General features: G+C 57.6%; 23 protein-coding genes. 14 read left to right on the top strand and 9 right to left on the bottom strand.

What is annotated here, in order from left to right; translation table 11 throughout:
* Nucleotides 1-3 precede the first annotated feature (3 nt).
* The 3 genes from prpC to CKW16_RS13355 all read right to left on the bottom strand — a co-directional run bounded on the left by prpC (nucleotide 4) and on the right by CKW16_RS13355 (nucleotide 2,936).
* The gene (prpC, locus tag CKW16_RS13345; protein WP_095128807.1) at nucleotides 4-1,131 is read right to left on the bottom strand and encodes a 2-methylcitrate synthase; all 1,128 of its coding nucleotides are present in this window, start codon (nucleotides 1,129-1,131) and stop codon (nucleotides 4-6) included.
* Between the two features lie 198 nt (nucleotides 1,132-1,329).
* Complete coding sequence (prpB, locus tag CKW16_RS13350) at nucleotides 1,330-2,220, bottom strand: methylisocitrate lyase (protein WP_010456549.1); 891 nt, start codon at nucleotides 2,218-2,220, stop codon at nucleotides 1,330-1,332.
* A complete protein-coding gene (locus tag CKW16_RS13355) occupies nucleotides 2,217-2,936 on the bottom strand; it encodes a GntR family transcriptional regulator (RefSeq protein WP_176471555.1) in 720 nt (239 codons plus the stop codon). The genes prpB and CKW16_RS13355 overlap by 4 nt, the downstream gene beginning before the upstream one ends.
* Before the next feature lie 302 nt (nucleotides 2,937-3,238).
* Between CKW16_RS13355 and CKW16_RS13360 the strand changes: the two genes are divergently transcribed.
* The 4 genes from CKW16_RS13360 (at nucleotide 3,239) to pabB (ending at nucleotide 7,865) form a co-directional block, all read left to right on the top strand.
* Nucleotides 3,239-3,775, top strand: a complete 537-nt coding sequence (locus CKW16_RS13360) for an ATP-dependent zinc protease (protein WP_095128808.1) — start codon at nucleotides 3,239-3,241, stop codon at nucleotides 3,773-3,775.
* Nucleotides 3,776-3,780: 5 nt separating this feature from the next.
* Entirely contained in the window at nucleotides 3,781-5,316 is a 1,536-nt protein-coding gene (locus CKW16_RS13365; protein ID WP_095128809.1) for an inactive transglutaminase family protein, read from the top strand.
* A complete protein-coding gene (locus CKW16_RS13370; RefSeq protein ID WP_095128810.1) occupies nucleotides 5,316-6,302 on the top strand; it encodes an alpha-L-glutamate ligase-like protein in 987 nt (328 codons plus the stop codon). The genes CKW16_RS13365 and CKW16_RS13370 overlap by 1 nt, the downstream gene beginning before the upstream one ends.
* 225 nt (nucleotides 6,303-6,527) lie before the next feature.
* On the top strand, nucleotides 6,528-7,865 hold the full coding sequence (pabB, locus tag CKW16_RS13375; RefSeq protein ID WP_095128811.1) for an aminodeoxychorismate synthase component I: 1,338 nt from the start codon (nucleotides 6,528-6,530) through the stop codon (nucleotides 7,863-7,865).
* A 127-nt stretch (nucleotides 7,866-7,992) separates the two neighbouring features.
* Here pabB and thrH read toward each other — a convergent pair whose 3' ends face one another.
* Complete coding sequence (thrH, locus tag CKW16_RS13380) at nucleotides 7,993-8,610, bottom strand: bifunctional phosphoserine phosphatase/homoserine phosphotransferase ThrH (protein WP_056744191.1); 618 nt, start codon at nucleotides 8,608-8,610, stop codon at nucleotides 7,993-7,995.
* A gap of 173 nt (nucleotides 8,611-8,783) precedes the next feature.
* Between thrH and CKW16_RS13385 the strand changes: the two genes are divergently transcribed.
* From CKW16_RS13385 to CKW16_RS13400, 3 genes are all read left to right on the top strand, one after another.
* Nucleotides 8,784-9,524, top strand: a complete 741-nt coding sequence (locus CKW16_RS13385; RefSeq protein WP_008042297.1) for a phosphoadenylyl-sulfate reductase — start codon at nucleotides 8,784-8,786, stop codon at nucleotides 9,522-9,524.
* Between the two features lie 571 nt (nucleotides 9,525-10,095).
* Entirely contained in the window at nucleotides 10,096-11,637 is a 1,542-nt protein-coding gene (locus tag CKW16_RS13395) for an NCS1 family nucleobase:cation symporter-1 (RefSeq protein ID WP_095128813.1), read from the top strand.
* A 56-nt stretch (nucleotides 11,638-11,693) separates the two neighbouring features.
* Nucleotides 11,694-12,422 carry an aspartate/glutamate racemase family protein gene (locus CKW16_RS13400; RefSeq protein ID WP_095128814.1) on the top strand — a complete coding sequence of 243 codons (729 nt, stop codon included), beginning with the start codon at nucleotides 11,694-11,696 and terminating at the stop codon, nucleotides 12,420-12,422.
* 128 nt (nucleotides 12,423-12,550) lie between these two features.
* Here CKW16_RS13400 and CKW16_RS13405 read toward each other — a convergent pair whose 3' ends face one another.
* Nucleotides 12,551-13,474, bottom strand: a complete 924-nt coding sequence (locus tag CKW16_RS13405; protein ID WP_095128815.1) for a LysR family transcriptional regulator — start codon at nucleotides 13,472-13,474, stop codon at nucleotides 12,551-12,553.
* Between the two features lie 125 nt (nucleotides 13,475-13,599).
* Here CKW16_RS13405 and CKW16_RS13410 point away from each other — a divergent pair, with 125 nt between their 5' ends.
* On the top strand, nucleotides 13,600-14,346 hold the full coding sequence (locus tag CKW16_RS13410) for a 3-oxoacyl-ACP reductase family protein (RefSeq protein WP_008146002.1): 747 nt from the start codon (nucleotides 13,600-13,602) through the stop codon (nucleotides 14,344-14,346).
* A 70-nt stretch (nucleotides 14,347-14,416) separates the two neighbouring features.
* Here the strand turns inward: CKW16_RS13410 and CKW16_RS13415 are convergent, their stop codons facing one another.
* Nucleotides 14,417-15,112, bottom strand: a complete 696-nt coding sequence (locus tag CKW16_RS13415; protein WP_056744180.1) for an HAD-IA family hydrolase — start codon at nucleotides 15,110-15,112, stop codon at nucleotides 14,417-14,419.
* Between the two features lie 263 nt (nucleotides 15,113-15,375).
* Between CKW16_RS13415 and CKW16_RS13420 the strand changes: the two genes are divergently transcribed.
* The 6 genes from CKW16_RS13420 to CKW16_RS13440 all read left to right on the top strand — a co-directional run bounded on the left by CKW16_RS13420 (nucleotide 15,376) and on the right by CKW16_RS13440 (nucleotide 22,334).
* Nucleotides 15,376-20,244 (top strand): RHS repeat-associated core domain-containing protein, encoded by a 4,869-nt coding sequence (locus CKW16_RS13420; RefSeq protein WP_095128816.1) that lies wholly within the window; start codon nucleotides 15,376-15,378, stop codon nucleotides 20,242-20,244.
* A gap of 2 nt (nucleotides 20,245-20,246) precedes the next feature.
* Nucleotides 20,247-20,639: a hypothetical protein gene (locus CKW16_RS13425; RefSeq protein ID WP_095128817.1), complete on the top strand. Its 393-nt coding sequence runs from the start codon at nucleotides 20,247-20,249 to the stop codon at nucleotides 20,637-20,639.
* 53 nt (nucleotides 20,640-20,692) lie between these two features.
* A complete protein-coding gene (locus CKW16_RS13430) occupies nucleotides 20,693-21,136 on the top strand; it encodes an Imm50 family immunity protein (RefSeq protein ID WP_095128818.1) in 444 nt (147 codons plus the stop codon).
* Entirely contained in the window at nucleotides 21,133-21,228 is a 96-nt protein-coding gene (locus CKW16_RS32840) for a hypothetical protein (RefSeq protein WP_371918023.1), read from the top strand. Before CKW16_RS13430 ends, CKW16_RS32840 begins: the two co-directional genes overlap by 4 nt.
* A 105-nt stretch (nucleotides 21,229-21,333) precedes the next feature.
* Nucleotides 21,334-21,765: a hypothetical protein gene (locus tag CKW16_RS13435; RefSeq protein WP_095128819.1), complete on the top strand. Its 432-nt coding sequence runs from the start codon at nucleotides 21,334-21,336 to the stop codon at nucleotides 21,763-21,765.
* A gap of 266 nt (nucleotides 21,766-22,031) precedes the next feature.
* Nucleotides 22,032-22,334 carry a hypothetical protein gene (locus CKW16_RS13440; protein WP_095128820.1) on the top strand — a complete coding sequence of 101 codons (303 nt, stop codon included), beginning with the start codon at nucleotides 22,032-22,034 and terminating at the stop codon, nucleotides 22,332-22,334.
* 534 nt (nucleotides 22,335-22,868) lie between these two features.
* Here CKW16_RS13440 and CKW16_RS13450 read toward each other — a convergent pair.
* The 3 genes from CKW16_RS13450 to CKW16_RS13460 all read right to left on the bottom strand — a co-directional run bounded on the left by CKW16_RS13450 (nucleotide 22,869) and on the right by CKW16_RS13460 (nucleotide 23,941).
* On the bottom strand, nucleotides 22,869-23,081 hold the full coding sequence (locus tag CKW16_RS13450) for a hypothetical protein (RefSeq protein WP_095128822.1): 213 nt from the start codon (nucleotides 23,079-23,081) through the stop codon (nucleotides 22,869-22,871).
* Nucleotides 23,082-23,189: 108 nt separating this feature from the next.
* Nucleotides 23,190-23,384, bottom strand: coding sequence for a hypothetical protein (locus tag CKW16_RS13455; RefSeq protein ID WP_095128823.1), 195 nt, complete (start codon nucleotides 23,382-23,384; stop codon nucleotides 23,190-23,192).
* Between the two features lie 128 nt (nucleotides 23,385-23,512).
* The gene (locus CKW16_RS13460) at nucleotides 23,513-23,941 is read right to left on the bottom strand and encodes a glycine zipper domain-containing protein (protein ID WP_095128824.1); all 429 of its coding nucleotides are present in this window, start codon (nucleotides 23,939-23,941) and stop codon (nucleotides 23,513-23,515) included.
* Between the last annotated feature and the right edge of the window lie 283 nt (nucleotides 23,942-24,224).

The raw sequence follows: 24,224 nt of genomic DNA on the forward strand, positions 1-24,224 counted from the left end.
CATTCAGCGTTGTTCGATTGGCACGAACTTGCGCTGTTCGACGCCGACGTACTCGGCGCTCGGGCGGATGATGCGGTTGTTGGCACGTTGTTCGAACACATGCGCCGCCCAGCCGGTCAGGCGCGAGCAGACGAAGATCGGTGTGAACAACTTGGTCGGGATGCCCATGAAGTGGTACGTCGACGCATGGTAGAAGTCGGCGTTCGGGAACAGTTTTTTCTGTTCCCACATGGTCTTGTCGATGGCTTCGGAAACCGGGAACAACACGGTGTCGCCCACTTCGTCAGCGAGTTTTTTCGACCAGCCCTTGATCACCTCGTTACGCGGATCGTTGTCCTTATAGATCGCGTGGCCGAAGCCCATGATCTTGTCCTTGCGCTCGAGCATGCCGAGGGTGCCTTTGATCGCCTCTTCCGGCGAGCTGAAGCGCTCGATCATTTCCATCGCCGCCTCGTTGGCGCCGCCATGCAGCGGACCGCGCAGCGAGCCAATGGCCGCCGTGACGCAGGAGTACATGTCCGACAAGGTCGAGGCACAAACCCGTGCGGTGAACGTCGAGGCGTTGAACTCGTGCTCCGCGTAGAGGATCAGCGAAACGTTCATCACTTTGACGTGCAACTCGCTCGGTTTCTTGTCGTGCAGCAGGTGCAGGAAGTGGCCGCCAATGGATTGTTCGTCGCTCACGCAGCTGATGCGTTTGCCGTCGTGGCTGAAGCGATACCAGTAGCACATGATCGCCGGGAACGCGGCCAGCAGGCGGTCGGTCACGTCGTGTTGTTCGGAGAAGTCTTTCTCCGGTTCGATATTGCCCAGGAACGAGCAACCGGTGCGCATCACGTCCATCGGGTGGGCGTCGGCGGGGATGCGTTCCAGCACTTCTTTCAGCGCTTGCGGCAGGTCGCGCAGCTTGCTCAGTTTGCTGATGTAAGCGGCGAGTTGTGTTTTGGTCGGCAGTTCACCGTAAAGCAGCAGGTAGGCCACTTCTTCGAATTGTGCGTCAGCCGCCAGTTCGCGAACGTCGTAGCCACGATAGGTCAGGCCTGCGCCCGACTGGCCCACGGTGGACAGTGCGGTTTGCCCGGCTACCTGGCCACGGAGCCCGGCGCCACTGAGTACTTTTGCTTCGGCCATTGCTGTCTCCAATCTTGAATTTGTTAGGGAATCTGCAATTTCTACACGGTTATATTCTTTTCGTAGCAGCTGTCGAGCCTGCGAGGCTGCGTCCGGCTGCGCAGCAGTCGTAAAACCTGCTTACGCGATCGCCTGGCTTGGCGAGTCCTTCGGCCTCGAACGCAGCCTCGCGCTGCTCGGCAGCTGCTACATAAACCTTTACTTCTTCGCCGCGAACAACGCATCGAGCTTCTGCTCGAAGGTGTGGTAATCGATGCGATCGTAAAGCTCCATGCGGGTCTGCATGGTGTCGATGACGTTCTGTTGCGTGCCGTCGCGGCGGATCGCGGTGTAGACGTTTTCTGCAGCTTTGTTCATCGCGCGGAACGCCGACAGCGGGTACAGCACCAGCGACACATCGGCGGCGGCGAGCTGCTCGGTGGTGTACAGCGGCGTCGCGCCGAATTCGGTGATGTTGGCCAGGATCGGCGCTTTCACGCGGTTGGCGAACAGCTTGTACATGTCCAGTTCGGTGATGGCTTCCGGGAAGATCATGTCGGCGCCGGCCTCGATGCACGCCGCGGCGCGATCCAGCGCGGACTCCAGACCTTCCACCGCCAGGGCGTCGGTGCGGGCCATGATCACGAAGCTGTCATCGGTGCGCGCATCGACGGCTGCCTTGATGCGATCGACCATTTCCTGCAGGGACACGATCTCTTTATTAGGACGGTGACCGCAGCGCTTGGCGCCGACCTGGTCTTCGATGTGAATCGCCGCCGCGCCGAACTTGATCATCGACTTGACGGTACGCGCAACGTTGAACGCCGAGGAACCGAAACCGGTGTCCACGTCCACCAGCAGCGGCAGGTCGCAGACGTCAGTGATGCGACGTACGTCGGTCAGCACGTCGTCCAGGCCAGTGATGCCCAGGTCCGGCACGCCGAGGGAGCCGGCAGCCACCCCGCCACCCGACAGATAAATAGCTTTGAAACCGGCGCGCTTGGCCAGCAGCGCGTGATTGGCGTTGATCGCGCCGACCACTTGCAGCGGATGTTCGCTGGCGACCGCATCGCGGAAACGCTGGCCTGGAGTGCTCTTGTTGGAACTCATGACTCACCTCGTTCAGTGGCTGTCTGGTGTGTGCCGTCCTGGTAGTGACGGGCGATATTGCGTTTGGAGGCGCCGATATGGCGGCGCATCAACAACTCGGCTAGCTCACCGTCACGGTCGGCGATGGCGTCGAGAATTCGGTGGTGCTCGGCAAAGGCCTGACGCGGGCGATTGGGCGTGGTGGAAAACTGGATGCGGTACATGCGCACCAGTTGATAGAGCTCGCCGCAGAGCATCTGCGTCAGGGTGCGGTTGCCGCTGCCCTGGATGATTCGGTAATGGAAGTCGAAATCGCCTTCCTGCTGGTAGTAGCCGACACCGGCCTGAAACGCCGCATCGCGCTCGTGGGTTTCAAGGACCCGGCGCAGTTCGTCGATTTCTTCGAGGGTCATGCGCTCGGCCGCCAGACGGCAGGCCATGCCTTCGAGGGATTCGCGGATTTCGTAGAGTTCCAGCAACTCGGCATGGCTCAACGAAACCACCCGCGCCCCGACGTGCGGCACGCGAACCAGCAGGCGCTGGCCTTCCAGACGGTGGATCGCCTCACGCAGCGGCCCGCGGCTGATGCCATAGGTACGCGCCAGTTCCGGCTCGGAGATCTTGCTGCCCGGGGCGATCTCGCCCTTGACGATGGCCGCCTGAATGCGCCGGAAGACGTTCTCGGAAAGTGTCTCTGAATCGTCTTGGGCTATTACCGGGGGATCGAGTTGATCCAGCATATTGTCGACACCTTGAAAGCTGATGCCGCAAAAACTAGCGAATACAGACCTTTTAGTCAAAGGATAAATAGGTATTGTCGACAATCGTCTAATAACCGACTGCACCAGAACGACGCAGCCCTTCTGTTTATAGCCGCCTCCCGGCGCTGGCGCCATAAAACCACCGTGCTAGAATGCCGGCCGCATTTGTTTGTGACATCTGCACTGCTTGTCATAAACAGTTGATAGGCATACGAGGGAGCTTGCGCAGCGATGCCAGGGCCTTGAATCGAAGTACGGACCGCTGCGCACCAGGATTTATGAGACTCAAGCCCTTCCCCACCTTCCTTTATCTTCTTTGCCTGCCCGGTTTCGCCGCGGCGGGGGAAAAGACTGTTTACGGCCTCAACGAGTACGCCGCCCTGGACGGCATCGACCTGGAAGTCGCCGCAAAACTCGACACCGGGGCGAAAACCGCGTCACTGAGTGCCCGTGACATCAAACGCTTCAAACGCAATGGCGAATCCTGGGTACGTTTCTATCTGGCGATCGACGCTGCGCACTCGCATCCAATCGAACGACCACTGGCCCGCGTCAGCAAGATCAAGCGCCGGGCCGGCGACTACGACCCGGAAGAGGGCAAGAAGTACACCGCCCGTCCGGTGATCGAGCTGAATATCTGCATGGGTTCGGCTTTACGCAGTATCGAAGTGAACTTGACCGACCGTAGCGCCTTCCAATACCCGCTCCTGATCGGCTCCGAAGCGCTGAAACGTTTCGATGCGCTGGTCGACCCCAGTCTTAAATACGCTGCTGGCAAACCCGCCTGCGCCACCGACGCTCATACCGCAGAGTAATTCCAATGCGCTCTCTTACCCTTCACCTGAAATTCCTGATCGCCATCCTGGTGGTGCTGGGTATTTCAGTCACGGCCTATCAGATCTTCGTGCTCGGCATCCCCGTGACCGAAGACGCCACCGACGACTTATGGAACATCGACGCCAAAGTCGAGTTCGTCGCCAGTACCAAGGACCCGGTCAAGATCCAGATGTTCGTGCCGCCGCTGAGCCGCGATTACGTCAGCCTCAATGAGAGTTTCATTTCCAATAACTACGGCGTGGCCGTGAACCGTGCCGACGGCAACCGCAAAGTCACCTGGTCGGCACGTCGGGCCAAGGGCAATCAGACCCTTTATTACCGCCTGGTGCTGACCAAGCGCTACACCGGTGAAAAATCCAAGATCAAAGGCCCGACCTTCCGCGACAGCATCGCCGTCGAAGGCGCGGAAAAAGTCGCCGCCGAAGCCCTGCTCGCACCGATCCGCCAGCACTCGGCCGACGTTGAAACCTTCATCGGCGAAGCCATCAAGCGTGTCAACAATCTCAACGACGACAATGTGAAGCTGTTGCTGGGCGGCGATCCGTCCCCCGGGCACAAGGCGAAAATCGTCGAATTGGTGCTGTCCATCGCGCACGTGCCAGTAGAAAAGGTCCACACCATTCGTCTGGTAGCCGACCAGCCGCAAATGCCGGAACTGTGGCTGCGCAGCTTCAATGGCACCGATTGGCTGTACTTCAACCCGGAAACCGGTGAACAGGGCCTGCCGACCGACCGCCTGCTGTGGTGGACCGGCGACGAAAACCTGATCACCGTCGATGGCGGCAAGAAAGCCAACGTGACCTTCAGCCTGAACAACAGCGAAATGAACGCGATTCGCCTGGCCAAGCTGACCGACGAAAACACCGACGCCAACTTCCTCGAATACTCGCTGTACGGCCTGCCGCTGCAAACCCAGCAGACCTTCATGATCATGGTGATGATTCCGATCGGTGTGCTGGTGATCCTGATCCTGCGCAACCTGATCGGCATTCAGACCCTCGGCACGTTTACTCCGGTACTGATCGCGCTGGCGTTCCGGGAAACCCAGCTCGGCTTTGGTATCGTGCTGTTTACGATCATCACGGCGCTGGGCCTGTCGCTGCGCTCCTACCTTGAACACTTGAAGCTGCAAATGCTGCCGAGGCTGTCGGTGGTGCTGACCTTCGTGGTGGTGCTGATCGCGGCGATCAGCCTGCTCAGCCATAAACTCGGCCTGGAACGCGGGTTGTCGGTGGCGCTGTTCCCGATGGTGATTCTGACCATGACCATCGAACGCCTGTCGATTACCTGGGAAGAACGCGGCTCCGGCCACGCTATGAAAGTGGCGATCGGTACGCTGTTCGCCGCGTCGCTGGCGCACCTGATCATGAGCGTTCCGGAACTGGTTTACTTCGTGTTCACCTTCCCGGCGATCCTGCTGATCCTGGTGGGTTTCATGCTGGCGATGGGTCGTTATCGCGGCTACCGCCTGACCGAACTGGTGCGTTTCAAGGCCTTCCTGAAGAAGGCTGACGCCTGATGTTCGGCTTCTGGAAGACCTGGAAGGCCCTGGAAGCCCGGGGCATCATGGGGATCAATCGGCGTAACGCGGACTACGTGCTCAAGTACAACAAGCGCAGTCTGTACCCGATTGTCGATGACAAGATCATCACCAAGGAACGCGCCATCGCCGCCGGCATTCATGTGCCGGAACTGTATGGCGTGATTTCCACCGAGAAAGAAATCGACAACCTCCACGACATCATCGGTGGGCGCAACGATTTCGTGATCAAACCGGCCCAGGGCGCGGGCGGTGACGGCATCATTGTAGTGGCCGACCGTTTTGAGGGCCGCTATCGCACGGTGTCCGGCAAGATCATCAGCCATGAGGAAATCGAGCACCATATCTCCAGCATCCTGACCGGCCTCTACTCCCTGGGCGGTCACCGGGATCGGGCGCTGATCGAGTACCGCGTGACCCCGGACCAGATCTTCAAGAGCATCAGCTATGAAGGCGTGCCGGACATTCGGATCATCGTGCTGATGGGCTATCCGGTGATGGCCATGCTGCGACTGCCAACGCGCCAGTCCGGCGGCAAGGCCAACCTGCACCAGGGCGCCATCGGCGTCGGCGTGGACTTGGCCACCGGCCTGACCCTGCGCGGCACCTGGCTGAACAACATCATCACCAAACACCCGGACACCACCAACGCAGTGGATGGCGTGCAACTGCCCTACTGGGACGGTTTCATGAAACTTGCCTCGGGCTGCTATGAGCTGTGCGGGCTGGGTTATATCGGTGTCGACATGGTGCTGGACCAGGAGAAAGGGCCGCTGATTCTTGAGCTCAATGCCCGGCCTGGGTTGAACATTCAGATTGCCAATGATTGCGGACTGACGTTGCGCACCCATGCGGTTGAAGCGCGAATTGAAGAGTTGAAGGCTCGCGGGGTTGTTGAGACGGTGCAGGAACGGGTTGAGTTTGTTCAGGAAATGTTTGGGCATATTCCTGCCGTCGAGGGCTGATCCAAAACCGAGTCGCCCCCTTCGCGAGCAAGCCCGCTCCCACATTGGATCTTCGACGCTACATAATCCAATGTGGGAGCGGGCTTGCTCGCGAAGACTGACTCCCAATCACCACAACCCTCAACCCTGTCTCCAATCTACCAATCCCCGACATCCCCTCTAGGAGCAATTCCCCGAGGAGACTACAATCGCCACCCCCGCCTCGTTGGCTGATCTGCCCCGCCCATGTTGACCTGTTCCGTACACCCGCTCCCCTATTGCGCCAACCCCGCCGAGTACTTCGCGGCGATTCGTCATGCCCCCGGTGCCGTGCTGCTCGACAGTGGCCGGCCGAGTGCCGAGCGTGGACGTTATGACCTGTTCAGTGCCTGGCCGCTGGAGCAAATAGCGGTATTGCCTGACGAAAGTGGCAGCGATTTCCTGCAACGTCTTCGCGACAATCTGACACGACTCGGTGAAGCAGCTGTTCCTTACGACTTGCCCTTCGCTGGCGGCCTCATCGGTTACCTGAGCTACGACTTCGGTCGGCATCTGGAAAACCTGCCGAGTCAGGCGCAGGACGATCTGCAATTGCCCGACGCACGTTTCGGACTGTATGACTGGGCGCTGATCAGCGATCACCAACTGAGTACAAGTCAGCTGGTCTTCCACCCGTCGCTGATCGACAGCGAACGTCAGCGTCTGATCACGCTATTCAGTAAGCCTACGGCTGAAGCAGTCGAGTCTTTCACGTTGAAAGCCCCGATGAAGGCCGACCTGAGCGCTGACGAATATCGCCACGCTCTCGAACGCATTCAGCAGTACATCCAGGCCGGCGACTGTTACCAGGTCAACTTCGCCCAACGCTTCCGCGCTCAGTGCCAGGGCGATCCATGGGCCGCGTATTGCGCCTTGCGGGCGGCGTGCCCGACGCCGTTTTCCGGTTTCCAGAGCCTGCCCGACGGCGGCGCGGTGCTGAGCCTGTCGCCGGAACGTTTCGTCAAAGTCAGCGAACGCCATGTGGAAACCCGCCCGATCAAAGGCACCCGCCCTCGCGGACTGACCGCTGCCGAAGATGCGGCAAACGCCGCCGAACTGCTGGCTAGCCCCAAGGATCGCGCAGAAAACCTGATGATCGTCGACTTGTTGCGCAATGACCTCGGCCGCACTTGCCGTATCGGTTCGGTGCGGGTGCCGGAGTTGTTCAGCCTGGAAAGCTACCCGAACGTGCATCACCTGGTGAGCAGCGTGACCGGAGAACTGGCGGATGATCGGGACGCACTGGACCTGATCGCTGGCAGCTTCCCTGGCGGCTCGATTACCGGTGCGCCGAAAATTCGCGCGATGCAGATCATCGATGAGCTGGAGCCGACGCGTCGCGGGTTGTACTGCGGGTCTTTGTTGTATCTGGATGTGCGCGGCGAGATGGACAGCTCCATCGCCATTCGCAGTTTGCTGGTCAAGGATGGGCAGGTGTGTTGCTGGGGCGGTGGTGGGATCGTCGCGGATTCAGAGTGGCAGTCTGAGTATCAGGAATCGATTACCAAGGTAAAAGTACTGCTCGATACCCTTCAAAACCTGTAACCGACACACTGATCGTTCCCACGCTCTGCGTGGGAATGCAGCCCGGGACGCTCCGCGTCCCAAAGCGGACGCAGAGCGTCCATTGAGGCATTCCCACGCGGAGCGTGGGAACGATCAGTTAGCGCAATTACAGGCTCAACGCCCGATTCGAAGCCTTGATGAATTCCTGCTTCAGCTCTTCAAAGCTGTGCACCGCCGGGAACTGCGGAAACTCGCGAATCACATTGTCCGGCGCATGGAACAGAATCCCCGCATCCGCCTCGCCCAGCATCGTGGTGTCGTTGTAGGAATCCCCCGCCGCGATCACCCGGTAGTAAAGGCTCTTGAAGGCCAAAACCGACTGTCGCTTGGGATCTTTCTGACGCAACTGATAGCTCGTCACCCGACCGGAATCGTCAGTAATCAGACGATGGCAAAGCAAGGTCGGGAAACCCAGTTGACGCATCAACGGCTGGGAGAACTCATAGAACGTGTCTGACAGAATCACCACCTGAAAGCGCTCACGCAGCCAGTTGACGAACTCGATGGCGCCATCCAGCGGCTTGAGCGTGGCGATCACTTCTTGAATGTCGGTGAGTTTCAAGCCGTGCTCGTCGAGAATCCGCAGGCGCTGCTTCATCAGCACGTCGTAGTCGGGGATGTCCCGGGTGGTAGCCCTGAGGGATTCGATCCCGGTTTTTTCGGCGAAGGCGATCCAGATTTCCGGAACCAGTACACCTTCAAGATCCAGACAGGCAATTTCCACAAGACACTCCCATTTGTATTGATTATTGAGTCGAGCGAGCCAAAAGACTGCCGAACTCTAGCGACTCAGGCTGACCGGTGCAACGCATAGGGCGCGCCAGTCGCTGCAGGATTTTGTTACCATCAGACCCATATAGAGCGCCCAGCGCCACCGACCTGTAGGAAGCCGCCCTGATGAGCCCATCGTTCGATGTCGTGGAACTCGCCACGACCTATGCCAACAAATCCGCCCAGGACATCCTGAAACTCGCGTTCGCCGAGTTTGGCGATGACCTGTGGATATCTTTCAGCGGTGCCGAAGACGTGGTGCTGGTGGACATGGCCTGGAAGCTGAACAAGAACGTCAAAGTGTTCAGCCTCGACACCGGCCGCTTGCACCCCGAGACCTACCGCTTCATCGATCAGGTGCGCGAGCACTACAAGATCGACATCGAACTGGTGTCGCCGGACTACACCAAGCTCGAACCTTTCGTGAAGGAAAAGGGCCTGTTCAGTTTCTACAAGGACGGCCATGGCGAATGCTGCGGCATCCGCAAGATCGAGCCGCTACGTCGCAAGCTCTCGGGTGTGACGGCCTGGGCCACCGGTCAGCGTCGAGATCAGAGCCCTGGCACTCGTAGCGCCGTCGCGGTGCTGGAAATCGACACCGCGTTCTCCACCCCGGAACGCACCCTGTACAAATTCAACCCGCTCGCGCAAATGACCAGTGAAGAGATCTGGGGTTACATCCGCATGCTGGAGCTGCCGTACAACAGCCTGCATGAACGCGGGTTCATCAGCATCGGCTGCGAGCCCTGCACCCGTCCAGTGTTGCCGAACCAGCACGAGCGCGAAGGTCGCTGGTGGTGGGAAGAAGCGACGCAGAAAGAATGCGGACTGCATGCGGGCAACATCATCAGCAAATCCAAGGCGTAATCTTGAGCCTGGCGCTATCCAATGTGGGAGCGGGCTTGCTCGCGAAGACGGACTGACATCCAACATCGATGTCGACTGACACACCGCTTTCGCGAGCAAGCCCGCTCCCACAAGTTCTGTGACCGACCTCCAAAATGTGTACACACGAATGTCACCATAGGTGCCATTTGTGTGTGCACTTTTCATTTCAGCGCCCCAAAAAGTTACACGCCCCTCTCCAGACTTCCCCAGTCGAGCTTTCGCACACATCCCGCTTAAAAATAAATACCTGTTCAAACAGTCAATTTATATCGCCTTTATTTCAGATACTTATCGAAAACAGATAACAAAACGAAATTAGCGACGAATTTCATAGATCGCTGACTGGCATGGATCTGGCTTAAGTGCATACATGTTTTGTATACAATCATATCAAAACATACACACACTTTAGATCCGCAAGCCTGAAGCGCCCTATCCCGTACAGGCTGCAGATGCCCCGTAACCAATGATGCTGACTGCCCGCGACGAAGATTTGTCGAGCCAACGCTCATGCACAGTCATCGCGACGCCAAGCTCGGAGCCTGCCGGAATGCGTACTAGCCTCTCCAACAACAACATCGCGCTGGATCTGCCCTCCTTCCCACCCACTTCAACCCCTCACGACCAAACGTTTCAAGAAGCCGTCGTACTCAGCCCCCGCCTGCACAACAAGGACCTGGCGCCGACCAAAGCCGAAGGTCGACGCTGGGGCCGCTACAGCATCTTCGCCCTGTGGACTAACGACGTTCACAACATCGCCAATTATTCATTCGCAATCGGGCTGTATGCCCTCGGACTGGGCGGCTGGCAAATCCTGCTGTCCCTGGGGATCGGCGCAGCGTTGGTGTACAGCTTCATGAACCTCTCCGGTTACATGGGACAAAAGACCGGCGTGCCATTTCCTGTCATCAGCCGGATCAGTTTCGGCATTCACGGGGCGCAGATTCCTGCATTGATCCGCGCCGTTATCGCCATCGCCTGGTTCGGGATTCAGACATACCTCGCCTCGGTGGTCTTTCGGGTACTGCTGACAGCGGTTCATCCCGGCTTCGCTGACTACGACCACAACTCGATCCTCGGCCTATCGAGCCTGGGCTGGGTGTGCTTCGTGGCGATCTGGTTCGTGCAACTGGCGATCCTCGCCTACGGCATGGAGATGGTTCGGCGTTACGAAGCGTTCGCCGGGCCGGTGATTCTGCTGACCGTCGCCGCCCTCGCCGGGTGGATGTACTTTCAGGCCAACGCGACGATCGCCTGGTCGATCCGCGAACCGCTGACCGGCGCTGAGATGTGGCGCAACATCTTTGCCGGCGGTGCGTTGTGGCTGTCGATCTACGGCACGCTGATCCTCAACTTCTGTGACTTCGCCCGTTCTTCGCCGTGCCGCAAGACCATCAAGGTCGGCAATTTCTGGGGCCTGCCGGTAAATATTCTGGTGTTCGCCAGCATCACCGTCCTGCTCTGCGGCGCGCAATTTCAGATCAACGGCCGGATCATCGAAAGCCCGACCGAGATCATCGCCTCGATTCCCAACACCTTCTTTCTGGTGCTCGGCTGCCTGGCGTTCCTGATCGTCACCGTGGCGGTGAACATCATGGCCAACTTCGTCGCCCCAGCCTTCGTGCTGAGCAACCTGGCGCCCAAATACCTGACGTTCCGCCGTGCCGGGCTGATCAGCGCGACCATCGCGGTGCTAATCCTGCCGTGGAACCTCTACAACAGCCCGCTGGTGATTGTGTATTTCCTGTCCGGCCTTGGCGCCCTGCTCGGCCCGTTGTACGGCGTGATCATGGTCGACTACTGGCTCGTACGAAAAGGTCAGGTCAACGTGCCGCAGTTGTACAGCGAAGACCCTAACGGCGCTTATTACTACAGCCGCGGAGTCAATTTACGCGCTGTCGCGGCGTTCATTCCTGCCGCGCTGATCGCCATCGTCCTGGCGCTGGTACCGGGTTTCGACAGCGTATCGCCCTTCTCCTGGCTGATTGGTGCCGGGATTGCCGGGATGCTCTACCTGATCATCGCCAAACGGCAGCCTCATTACGCAGACGTCAGCGGCGAAGCCATCGCTGTCGATAACGTCAGCCATTAACCCCTTGGCGGCCCGGCACCGTCGGGCCGCAGAACCACCCGCTATAAGGACTTCCCATGCGAATTCTCGTGGTCAACGTCAACACCACCGAATCCATCACCCAGGCCATCGCGCGTTCGGCTCAGTCCGTGGCCGCGCCCGGCACGGAAATCATCGGCCTGACACCCTACTTCGGTGCTGACTCCATCGAAGGCAATTTCGAAAGCTACCTGGCCGCCATCGCGGTGATGGACCGGGTGATGTCCTACGACCAACCCTTCGATGCCGTGATCCAGGCCGGTTACGGCGAACACGGCCGCGAAGGTTTGCAGGAGTTGCTCAACGTGCCGGTGGTGGACATCACCGATGCGGCGGCCAGCACCGCCATGTTCCTCGGCCATGCCTATTCGGTGGTCACCACCCTGGACCGCACCGTGCCGCTGATCGAGGATCGCCTCAAACTGTCCGGACTCTGGGACCGCTGCGCGTCGGTGCGGGCCAGTGGCTTGGCGGTGCTGGAACTGGAATCCGATCCTGAACGTGCGCTGGAGGCAATTATTCGTCAGGCGGAATTGGCCGTGCTGGAAGACAAGGCCGAGGTGATTTGCCTGGGCTGCGGCGGCATGGCCGGGCTGGATGAACAGATTCGCCGACGCACTGGCGTGCCGGTGGTGGACGGTGTGACGGCGGCGGTGACGATTGCCGAGTCGTTGGTGCGGTTGGGATTGTCGACGTCCAAAGTGCGGACTTATGCGACGCCGCGGCCGAAGAAAATTATCGGCTGGTCGGGGCGTTTCGGACGATGAGTTCGCACTGAACCGAGTCGCCGCCATCGCGAGCAAGCTCGGCTCCCACAGGGGATTTGTGAACGCCGTAGATCCTATGTGGGAGCCGAGCTTGCTCGCGATGGCCGCACCTCGGTCTCAAGCCAGACTCAAAGAGCACTAAACCGCTGCCCCAACCCCTGCTCCGCAAACTGCTCAATGACGAAATCCACAAACGCCCGGGTCTTGCCGGGCAGCAGTTTGTGCTCCGCGTAATAAATCGAAATGTTGCCATCGTCGACATACCAGTCCGGCAGCACCCGCTGCAAGCTCCCGGCCTCCAGATAGCCCACGGCGAACGGCATGCTCACCAGCGCAATACCCAACCCTTGGGCGGCCGTGGCGCAGGCTGCCTCTGAATCACTCATGGTCATCCGCGCCTTGAGCACCAGCGGGCTGTGTTGCTGGGTGCGACTGGTCAATTGCCAGGAACGCACACGCCCGGTCTGCGGCGATCGAATCAGGATGCCATCGTGATGCTTCAGATCATCGGGCTCGGCAATCACCTCACGCCCTGCAAGATAGTCAGCTGACGCCACCAACACCCGATGGGCCGGCGTCAGCTTGCGCGCCACCACCCCCTGCGGCAGCTCGAATCCCCCACCAATCGCCGCATCGAACCCCTGAGCGATCAGATCGACCTGACGGTTATCGAAATGCCAGTCCGGGTTGATCGCCGGAAAACGCCGCAGAAACTCCCCGAGCAACGGCACGACATACAACCGCCCAAACACCGTGCCCATGCTGACCTTCAACGTCCCCGCGGGTAGCCCCTCGGCGCTGGCCAGATTGGCCACGGCATTCTGGATTGTGTGAAGACTGGAACTCACTTCGCCGAGAAACCGATGACCTGCTTCAGTGAGCGTCAGGCTGCGAGTGCTGCGCTGAAACAGCCGCACCCCCAGCCGCGCCTCAAGTTTGGCAACACTCTTGCCCACCGCCGCGGGGGTCAGACTCAGACGGCGCGCGGCTTCGGCGAAGCTGCCGACCTCGGCACTGCGCACGAAGCATTCGATACTGCTGAAGGTTTCCATATGCGCCACTATAAACTTTTGGTTTACACAGACTATCGCAATTACCGTCTACACAGCCGGTAATCCTGAATCGATACTAGGCTCCATCAACCGAGACATCTCGCCTCGGGACTTTGGAGATCGATATGACTACTCAGAACCTCAGCGGCAAAGTGGCTTTGATTCAAGGCGGATCCCGCGGTATCGGCGCCGCCATTGTCAAACGCCTGGCCGCTGAAGGCGCGACAGTGGCCTTCACCTACGTCAGCTCCACGGCCAAAGCCGAAGAATTGCAAAACAGCATCACCGGTAACGGCGGCAAAGCCCTCGCGATCAAGGCTGACAGCGCCGACGCCGAGGCCATCCGCAACGCCGTGACCGCCACCGTAAAAGCCTTTGGTCGCCTGGACATTCTGGTCAACAACGCAGGCGTGCTGGCCGTTGCACCGCTGGAAGATTTCAAACTCGAAGACTTCGACCAGACCCTCGCGATCAACGTGCGCAGCGTATTCATCGCCACCCAGGCCGCAGCCAAACACATGACCGAAGGCGGTCGCATCATCAACATCGGCAGCACCAACGCCGACCGCATGCCCTTCGCCGGTGGTGGCCCGTACGCCATGAGCAAGTCGGCGCTGGTCGGCCTGACCAAAGGCCTGGCGCGCGACCTCGGCCCGCGCGGCATCACCATCAACAACGTGCAACCGGGCCCGGTCGACACTGACATGAACCCGGCCAGTGGCGATTTCGCCGAAAGCCTGATCCCGTTGATGGCGGTGGGCCGTTACGGCAAAGCGGAAGAAATCGCCAGTTTCGTCGCCTACCTCGTCGGTCCGGAAGCCGGCTACATCACCGGTGCCAGCCTGACCATCGACGGTGGTTTCGGCGCCTGATGTTCTGAATCACGCATAAAAAAACGCCGGCAACCCTGACCAGGTTGCCGGCGTTTTCATGTACGCAGCTTTAAGCCCATTCGAGCGCTGGCAAACCGCAGGCGCTCGGTTTGAACGCTTTCAGCGTACGAAGAATGCCATCGGCGTGTGCGTATTTTTCATCAGCCATCGCCGCATCCGGGATCGCAATCGCGGTCATCCCCGCCGCTTTCGCCGCCGTGACACCGAACGGCGAATCCTCGAACACCAGGCAATCCTCAGGCGCGACACCCAGGCGCCGCGCGGCCGTGAGGAAAATGTCCGGCGCCGGTTTGGCCGCGCCGACTTCCGGGTCATCGGCCGTCACGATGAAATCGAACAGCGCGAACCAGTCGCGGTGCAAGGTGGTTTTTTGTCCGAACGACTGACGCGAAGAGCTGGTGCCCACCGCGATCGGAATGTTGTTGGCCTTCAGATGCCGAACCAGCTCCTGCGCGCCAGGCATTGCCAATGCTGTAGGAAAACGCTCGCGCATCAGCGGTTCGCGGATCACCAGAAACTCTTCGGCGGTGATCGGCAAGTCCAGCGCCTCGACCACATAGCGCGCCAGATCACCCGCGCCACGGCCGATGATGTTCTGTTTGACGCTCCAGTCGAAGACCCGACCGTAACGCGCAGCAATCATGGACGTGACCTCGGTGTAAATGCCCTCGGTGTCCAGCAACAAGCCGTCCATATCGAAAATCACGGCCTTGATCGGGCCGAATTCATTCAGCGGTGCATTCATCGCATCTGATCCGTTTTCTAATGACATCCCAGAGGCGGCTCAGGTACGGCCGGGTCCGCGATCGATTAAAGGATTCAGCAGCATAGCGAGCGCGGCGGGCATAGGGCAACGGGCAATGCCTGATCGGTACTAAAACCTGCGCCGAAGTGTTCTTCGTCATTTAGCGATTTCCCCTACACCAAACACTTACTTTCCCGACTTCTTTCCCCGCCGATCCCCCGCAAAGTCTCGCGCTCTGAATTGATCCGCGCGAGGGACTGCGAATGTTCATACCTGACAACCTCCTGGCCTTGAACAACACCATCGGGCTGCTGGTGGTCGCCGCCATGAACCCTGAGCAGCCGGACATCGAAGCGCTATTGGGTGATTTTCGACTGTGCCTGAACGACTACGACACCTGGGCTGAAAGCTTCTGGACCGGTAGGGCCCTGGATGTCGAGCAAGTGTTCAAGGTCGGCAATGAAGTCCGTCTAAGCGCGCCGAAGCATTCCACCACACCGGTCAGTTCGACAGTCGCCGCGTGCCCGGCCAGCGGTCCGTTGACCCTGGTGCATATGTTTGAGGCTGCGCGTTTCGTGCCGATCGGCAATACGCCGGTGATGCTTGAACCTTTGCTTTCCGAGGTGGCGGGTGAGCAGACGTTTGGCGAGCCGATCTACAACGAGATCGGCCCCAGCGGCATTCTGGAAATCCCCGATTGCCAGCGCGGCCAGCGTTATCGCATCACCTTCTTTCCCGATGTGTCCGCTGATCACGTCAAAGCACTTTACGCCTCCTATCAGGGCGTCATCAGCGAGTTGGAAGGCTGGTTGCGCAACGAGTGGACGACCGAGTTCGAACCAGCGTGGGCCGGGTTCTCCCAGGCCAGATTCATCAAGCGCTACGGCATGCTGCAACAGGCCGATTGGCGCGGCTTCGAGAACTCGCTGAACGGTTTGTGGGATGACGTGAAACAGATTTACGCCCTGATCGCGGACCTGCAGGCCAACAGCGAAAAACTCCTCGAATACCTGACCCAATCCGAGCTTGAAACGCTGCTGAACGCTTCGGCGGAGTCCATCGCCAAGGTGTTGCTGATGCTGAGCGACGAGCCGTTGATGTTCATTCATCTCGCGGCGTTCACCAGTTGGCTGAGGATGCTGCCGCCGCAGTACATCGCCGAGGTCGTGGCGGAAATTCGTACGGAGATATTGATCAGTTTCCTGCTCATGTGCCTCACCGGTCCTGCGGGACTGGAGTTGCGCCTGAGTGAGAAGGTGCTGTCCAGGATCAAGTCCCCGCAGACCCGGCAATGGCTGGCGGCCGCCAGTTTGCGATTGGCTGAGCTCACCGCCAGGTCCGACCTGACAGCCCACGCTGGCGCGCTCAAACCGCTGATGGTCAATGCCCGGAATGCACCGATCAAACCTGCACCCGCCGTGTCGTTGCAAATCACCGCGGGTGTTGCGCCAGTTTTGTTGGTGAAGAATCCAGTGGCCATTGCTCGCGACAAGTCTGAAGCCATGACCAGGATTGGCAGGCAGGAACATCGCGACGATGCCCCGGATCAGGCGAAAAACCCCAACGGTGACAGCGCCGATTGCGGACCGTTGACCTGTACCAATGGCTGTCCGGTATCGATGGTTACCGGCGAGGAACTGCTGACGCTGACCGATGGTTCGCTGGACGGGATTTTGCCGTTCGACTTCACCCGGCTCTATCGCACCAGCGCGGTGGAGATCGATTGCGGGCTCGGATTCGGCTGGAGTCACAGCCTCGCCCATCGACTGGAAATCGACGGCGACTCCGTCATCTGGATCGACCATGAAAACCGTCGTACGACCTTTCCCCAACCGAATATCGAGCGTCCGACGATTCACAACAGCCTGTCGCGGGCGGCGATTTATCTCGGGGATGAACCCGAAGAATTGATCCTCGCGCAAGCTGGCGAAAAATCGCGTTTTTTCCACTTTCGTGCAGGACGTCTGACGGCCATTAGCGATGCCTATGGCAATCGGCTGACGGTGCAGCGGGACTCTTCTGACAGGATCAAACGCCTCGATAACGGCGTAGGGCGTTCCCTTCTACTGCGCTATGAGCGCCGGCACATCGTCGCCGTCGAGTATCAGCGTTTTCATCCGGCCGACACCCTGGAAGACGCCTGGCGTACCGAGCAAACACTGGTTGCCTACCGCTATGACGCTTGTCATCGCTTGATCGAAGCGACCAATGCCGCCGGTGAAAGCGAACGCTACGACTACGACGATCAGCAGGTGATTCTGCAGCGGCAGTTGACCGGTGGGGCCAGTTTCTTCTGGGAGTGGGAGTGTGCCGGTAAAGCGGCCCGGTGCGTGCGGCATTGGGCGTCGTTTTCGCAGATGGACACACGTTATGTCTGGGACGACAACGGCAGTGTGCTGGTTAAAAACGCCGACGGTAGCGAAGAAATTTACGAGCACGACGAACAGGCACGACTGGTGCGCAAGGTCGAGCTGGATGGTGGCGAACACCTCAAGGCCTACGACAATAAAGGTCGGTTGTTTGCCGAGCAGGATCCGCTCGGCGCCGTCACCGAATACCGTTACGACGAGGTCGGACGGCTGATTGCGCTGATTCCGCCGGAAGACGAACCGACGACCTACGAGTATCGCAACGGTTTCCTGCACGCGCGGTACCGCGGTAAAGCGGTGTGGAAATATCAGCGTAATGCCCAGGGTGACGTCACCGAAGCGACCGATCCCGACGGCCATGTCAGCCACTATCACTACGACGAACGAGGGCAGCTGCTGTCGATCCGTTACCCGGACACCAGTCGGCATGTGTTCGTCTGGAACGCCTTGGGACACCTGCTCGAAGAGACCTTGCCGGACGGCGGTCAGCGGCGGTTTTCCTACGATGCGTTGGGGCGGCAGATTACCCGGCAGGACGAACACGGCGCGATCACCCAGTACCAATGGGATGCCGTTGGCCGACTGATCCAGACGACGCTTCCCACAGGCGCCAGCCGCGCCTTCAGCTACAACGCCTACGGCAAGATTACCGCCGAACGCGATGAACTGGGTCGCGTCACCCGTTACGAATACGTCGACGACCTGCACCTGGTCAGCCGCCGGATCAATCCCGACGGCACCCAGCTGAAGTACCGCTACGACAACGCGCAACTGTTACTCACCGAGATCGAAAACGAGTCCGGTGAAAAATATCTCCTGGACTACACGCCCAACGGCTTGATCCGACAGGAAACCGGCTTCGACGGCCAACGTACGGCGTACGCCTACGACCTCAACGGCCAGCTGCTGGAGAAAACCGAGTTTGGCGAGGACGGTTCGCAGCTGGTGACGGCTTACCAGCGGGATTCGGCCGGACGGTTGCTGGTCAAAACCCTGCCCGATGGCATCAAGGTTGAATACCGCTACGACAGCCTCGGCCGACTGGTCAGCGTCGACGACGGCCACGATCACCCGCTGGAGTTCGAATACGACCGGCAGGACCGGCTGATCAGCGAACACCAAGGTTGGGGCACCTTGCGTTATGGCTACGACGCCTGCGGTCAGCTGAATCGCCTGCGCCTGCCGGACAACAGCAAGCTCGACTACCACCACGCCAAGGGCGGCGCGCTGACGGCCATCGACCTCAACGGCAGTCGATTGACGTCGCATACCTTCTTCGCCGGTCGCGAACTAAACCGCCAACAAGGCTTGTTGCTCAGCGATTATCAGTATGACGACCAGGGCCGTCTGAAAGCCCACGCTGTCAGCCAACACCTCCAACCGCTGTATCGCCGCGACTATGCCTACAGCGCCAACGGCAACCTCGACTACATTGCCGACACGCGACACGGTCAACGCAACTATCAATACGATCCACTCGACCGCCTGATCCGCGTCCGACATTCCCGCGATCAACAACCGGAAAGCTTCGCCCACGACCCGGCGGGCAACCTGCTGATGCAGGATCGTCCCGGCCCGGCCACCGTCAAAGGCAATCGCCTGCTCATGCAAGGCGACCGCCATTACGACTACGACGCCTTTGGCAACCTGATCCGCGAGCGCCGTGGCACCGGGCAAAAACTGGTCACCGAGTACCGCTACGACTGCCAACATCGGCTGATCGGCGCCACCCTGCCCAACGGCAGCCAGGCGACCTACCGCTACGACGCCTTCGGCCGCCGCATCAGCAAAACCGTCGACGGCAACACTGCCGAGTTCTTCTGGCAAGGCGACCACCTCATCGCCGAAAGCAGCCGCGAGCATTACCGCAGCTACGTCTACGAACCGGGCAACTTCCGCCCGCTGGCCATGCTCGACGGCAAAGGCCCACTTCAGGCCTGCCCGTTCTACTACCAACTCGACCACCTCGGCACACCGCAAGAACTCACCGACTACAGCGGCGACATCATCTGGGCCGCCCGATACACAGCCTATGGCCGCCTGACTCGCCTCAACCGCGACACCCATCAGGTGCTTGATCAACCATTGAGGTTTCAGGGGCAGTATTTCGATGCGGAAACGGGCCTGCATTACAACCGGCATCGCTACTACAATCCGGATGTTGGACGGTATTTGACGCCGGATCCGAGCAAGTTGGCGGGTGGGTTAAACGGGTATCAGTACACGCGGAACCCGACGGGGTGGGTTGATCCGCTGGGGTTGAGTGAGTGTCCTGGGGGGGATGGGTGTAAGAAGCCTTCGTTTGGTGATGAGGATCCTGCGGGGAAGGTTGGGGTTGATGAGGGGGAGCCCGGCGCTCCATCCACGAAACCAAAAAATCGGTACTTGTACCGCGGAGACTCCAGAGAAGACTGGGAGATTTTTGAAGCGGGGTTTGAGCCCCTGGGAGACAGCATGGATCTCTACTTACATGCCTTGGACAACCGGAGCCCTCCCAGTTTTTTTGTCAGCACTTCGACCTCGGAAAAGGAGGCCATAAAGTTCGCAACGGGATACGGTTTTGATGATGGTTTCGTCTATGTAATAAAAAACATTCGCGGAATAGATGTGAATAAAAGGCTCGGCATGATTTCGCCTCACAGGAAGGAGGTTGAAATCGCGTTCCCAGGAGGAATAGACAGCCACGACATCCTCGGTGTTACCCCCGTCAACGCCGATGGCAGTTATAAGGGCTACTCAACCCCTAACCCGCGCAGGAAGTGATCATGAAAATAATAGCAATATCTATCAACACCCACGGAGTCATTCAGAAGGCCGCTATCGAATGCGATCGACAAAACCCGACCTTAACTTACATATTGGAGAACGGCTTAAGAACAACATATACAGCCCATGATCTTTACGTATGCCTCGGACTGTTAAGAGCCGATTTTCCAGAAACAAAATTTTTATGTAAAGGGGCCAAACTCAACGTTTACCCCTCACGTATGTCATCGCAAATGTCTGCTGGGGTAGTAGCGTATGAACTACACATGGGCAAGACCGCCGAATCGGAAGATATCGTAAATATTTTCGACTATGAAGAAAACGACATCACACAGGATATTCAACAACAAAGGGATTACTACAAGCGATGGATTGAGTCACTTACAGAATAAATTCGACTTATATCTGAAGGCGCCAAGGTTCACTACTCATTCAGGAATAAAACATGACACACTGGAATGAACTTGAACAGAGCATCTTTTTCAACAAAGTATTTAGCAGCCTCATAAGCATAGGAAAAATAAATCTTTTTTCACTTCAAATTGAAAATGATAGACCCAGCCTCGACATCGGCTTTGACATACAGCAGTTCCCTGACAAATTGCCTGAAAAGTGGAAAAACAAAGGTTACAATATGTGCAGAGTTGGATTGGAATGCTCAGGGATCAGCGACTTATTAATTAAAAACATACCCACATCCGAAATTCTAAATGTCGAAATCGAAAAATCTCACGGATACTTTCAGTTCAGTGCAACATCTGAAACCTCATTAATACAATTCAAAGCTCGTCATATCAGCCTTAACGGGCCAAATGTTTACTTATGCGAACAAAACAGTGCTGATATATTTACAAGCGTGAAACTGTTTTCGCCGCCAATTTCCCAATAGATGTCGCCAAAAATGACGGCAAGCTCTATATTCTGGATGGACATCACCGTGCATCAGCAGCAAGGCAGACATCAACAAGATGTGATCATTAAACTTGTGAGAGATATTGCGGGCCACAGAGGAACTCTGAACAGTATTGATGAAGTTCTAGAGTCCGCGAACAACGCTGAGCATCATCGGCTGGAGCATCGAAGAAGATGAACTATAGGAACGAGAGTCTTGAGCAACTCATATTCGATTTTCTTTCGATGGTCGATAAAGCTACCTCTTTGCTCGAAGAAAAATTCGGCACTCGATACATCCTAAGGTTGTGGCGTAGCAATAAAATAGAGCAGTGTGGAACCGTAATTGGAGACATAACATATGAGCTACATGGAGTCGGCTGTGCTGTTTATTTTCCTGATCTCTGTGTAGATTTTGACTACGGACCTGATGGCAGGACAGATGGATTTGATGTTTGGAGGCTCTATATTTTTGCTTGCGAACTGCCATTAAAATACAAAAAATATACTGACAAAGCCGTTTTGGAGAGTGAATTCAAAGAATACGTTACCTTAGGAAAAATTGAGAAAATGTCGAACTCTACAGGCAAATTTTATTTCTTTAAGAACTACTGTAAATCCAAATAATTGACTGGATTATCGGGGGCCCTATTGAGAAGCCCCCCCTAGAATTGGGTGCTAGGGGCCGAGCATTACGATATTGAAATCATGAAACGAGACGCTTACAAAACTGGCTCTCCTACTACCAACGGAAAATATTGGAAAGTCAAATAATACGAGACTGACATCGGTGCCAGCGAAGGAAAACCCAGTCGATGGATACGCATCGAGCTAAGCGCCAGAACGATCCATGGACATCCAATCTCAGAGACCGAATATAGGAGGCTAATAAAGTGATTGACCTAACATTCATCACGGGAAAAATCACTTACGATGAGCTTTCCGCATTGAGAAATATCGATCTCTCAAATCAGATCGACTTTCTAAAAGAGGACATGCTGCAAGTGGAGTATCACGATACACATTTGCTAGATGCAGGCTGGTACCCATCGTTCGATATCAACGGTTCTTTTCAAATTAGAGTTATCAAGAACTATGACTGGGACATACCACTTGCGTCTTCAAAGGCCGGCACGATTCGACTACTTATCGAAGAAATAATCGCCGCTCAAAATCTTATAACCAAAGATCGATAATCGGACTGTCAAATTTTTTGTGTGCCGGCAGCTCACGTATTCCACCAAAGCCCAGCAAGTTGCTGGGCTTTTATCTTTAAATAACAATTAGCCCCCCGAACCACGTGTTCCGCCACCATTCACACTCGTCCCAGAGCTACCGGATCCTCCAGACCCACTCCCAGAACCGCTCCCACTCGAACCTCCACCGCTCATCGCCCCGCTTCCCTTCTCCGGGCTGGTGCTACTCCCGTTTGCATCACCACCATTCCCACCCTCAATGGTGCCAGGCGGCAACGCCTTCCCGTCCGAGGAGCCCGCATTCATTTCGGAGTACGGCGGCATCCCGCCCTTATCCACAGGTGCATCGTTGCCTGAGGACTGGGCAAGCGCCGACATTGAGCCGGCCAACAACACGCCGATCACCGTCAGGGCCGTCAATTTTGACCTGATCATGGTGTATCTCCTTTAAAAGGTGCGTACCTGATTTCTGGCAGCCATCGCTTTTCAAAGGTGCCGCACAATCGACGAGCGACGCTGAGCCACAGCGTAAACTCAGCTCGGTTCGTTTGACCCGTCGTCACCGGCAATGTCCGGGTCGTCAGGGTGACCTTCCACATCCCCGCGCTTCAGTTCATCAGACGGCAATTGCTCTACAGCGGTGTCGTCATCAGGCGGACGTTGATCACGACTGAGGGGATTGGTCGGTGAAGGCAGCGGATATTCGGGGGTATCGTCGATGTCGGAGTCTTTCGGATCAGCGTTCATAAGGCACCTCTCGTGGGGCCAGAAAAGCAGGCCCTGAAGTTTCGATGTTTGCGCCCCGCATTGCGTTCGATCAGAGAGACGATCGGTCGAGTCCGTCGCACAGCAGGGTCAATCTTCGTCCTCATCCTCATACTCTTCCTCGTCTTCGAACTCGATATTTCCGACGTCGCCCGCATCATCGGAATCATTGAGCGGCACTGTTGCATCATCCATCAGTGAGCCTGGGTCTTCGTTTCCTGGATCGTTAATGAACGGAAGCCCGCTCGGGCCTTTTTCTTCCTTGCCTTCGGTTTCAGGAGTCATGGCATGCCTCACAACGTTCCAGGGTGTATAAAGTTCGAGGCGACCCACGACCAAACGTTCCAGTTTCTTACTACCAGGAACGAAAAACCCGGCGCTTAGCCGGGTTTCTGGTGTAGCTCAATGTCGAATCAGTGATGTTTGTTCTTGTGCTTGTTTTTATGCTTATGATTGTGGCCGCTACCGGAGTGCGAACTGTCGTTATCGTTACCCAAGTTGTTGCCTACCGCACCACCCGCCGCGCCGCCCAGGCCTGCGCCAATGGTCGAACCGGTCTTGCCGCCCAGGCTATTGCCGATCACCGAGCCACCGGCCGACCCCAGACCACCACCAATAGCCGCTTCTGTGCGACTGCCTTTGTTCGCGCCGACCGCGCTACCTGCCGCGCCGCCTACACCGGCGCCAATCGCGGCACCCGTGCTGCCGCCCATTTGCTGGCCGACCACGTTACCTAGTGCACCGCCAATACCACCGCCAACTGCAGCGGTGCCGTCACCGGCGGCCATTGCACCTTGAGCGACCAAAAGTCCCAGAACCAACGTGGACAATGTCAAACGCATGATATGAACCTCTAAATTCCGTATCGGGGGTAAGGGAACGCGTTACGGAGGGCGTGAGTCTAGCTTTTTCATCACGCCAACGCTGATCGTTGGACAGCTGTAAGTTCGAAGAGCGCGAAGAAGAAATATCCAGATACAAAAAGCCCGGCATCAAGCCGTAATGCTGTTCACTTAAGCATTTGAGTCAAAGCCGGGCTTATCCGAAAATCCGATGCCAGACCTCTGGCATCGGATTTTTTATGTCTGTTCAACAGGACCTGCTCGACCTCGGCGACCTTTTCAA

This window comes from Pseudomonas sp. Irchel s3h14, assembly GCF_900187425.1.
Lineage (GTDB): Bacteria > Pseudomonadota > Gammaproteobacteria > Pseudomonadales > Pseudomonadaceae > Aquipseudomonas.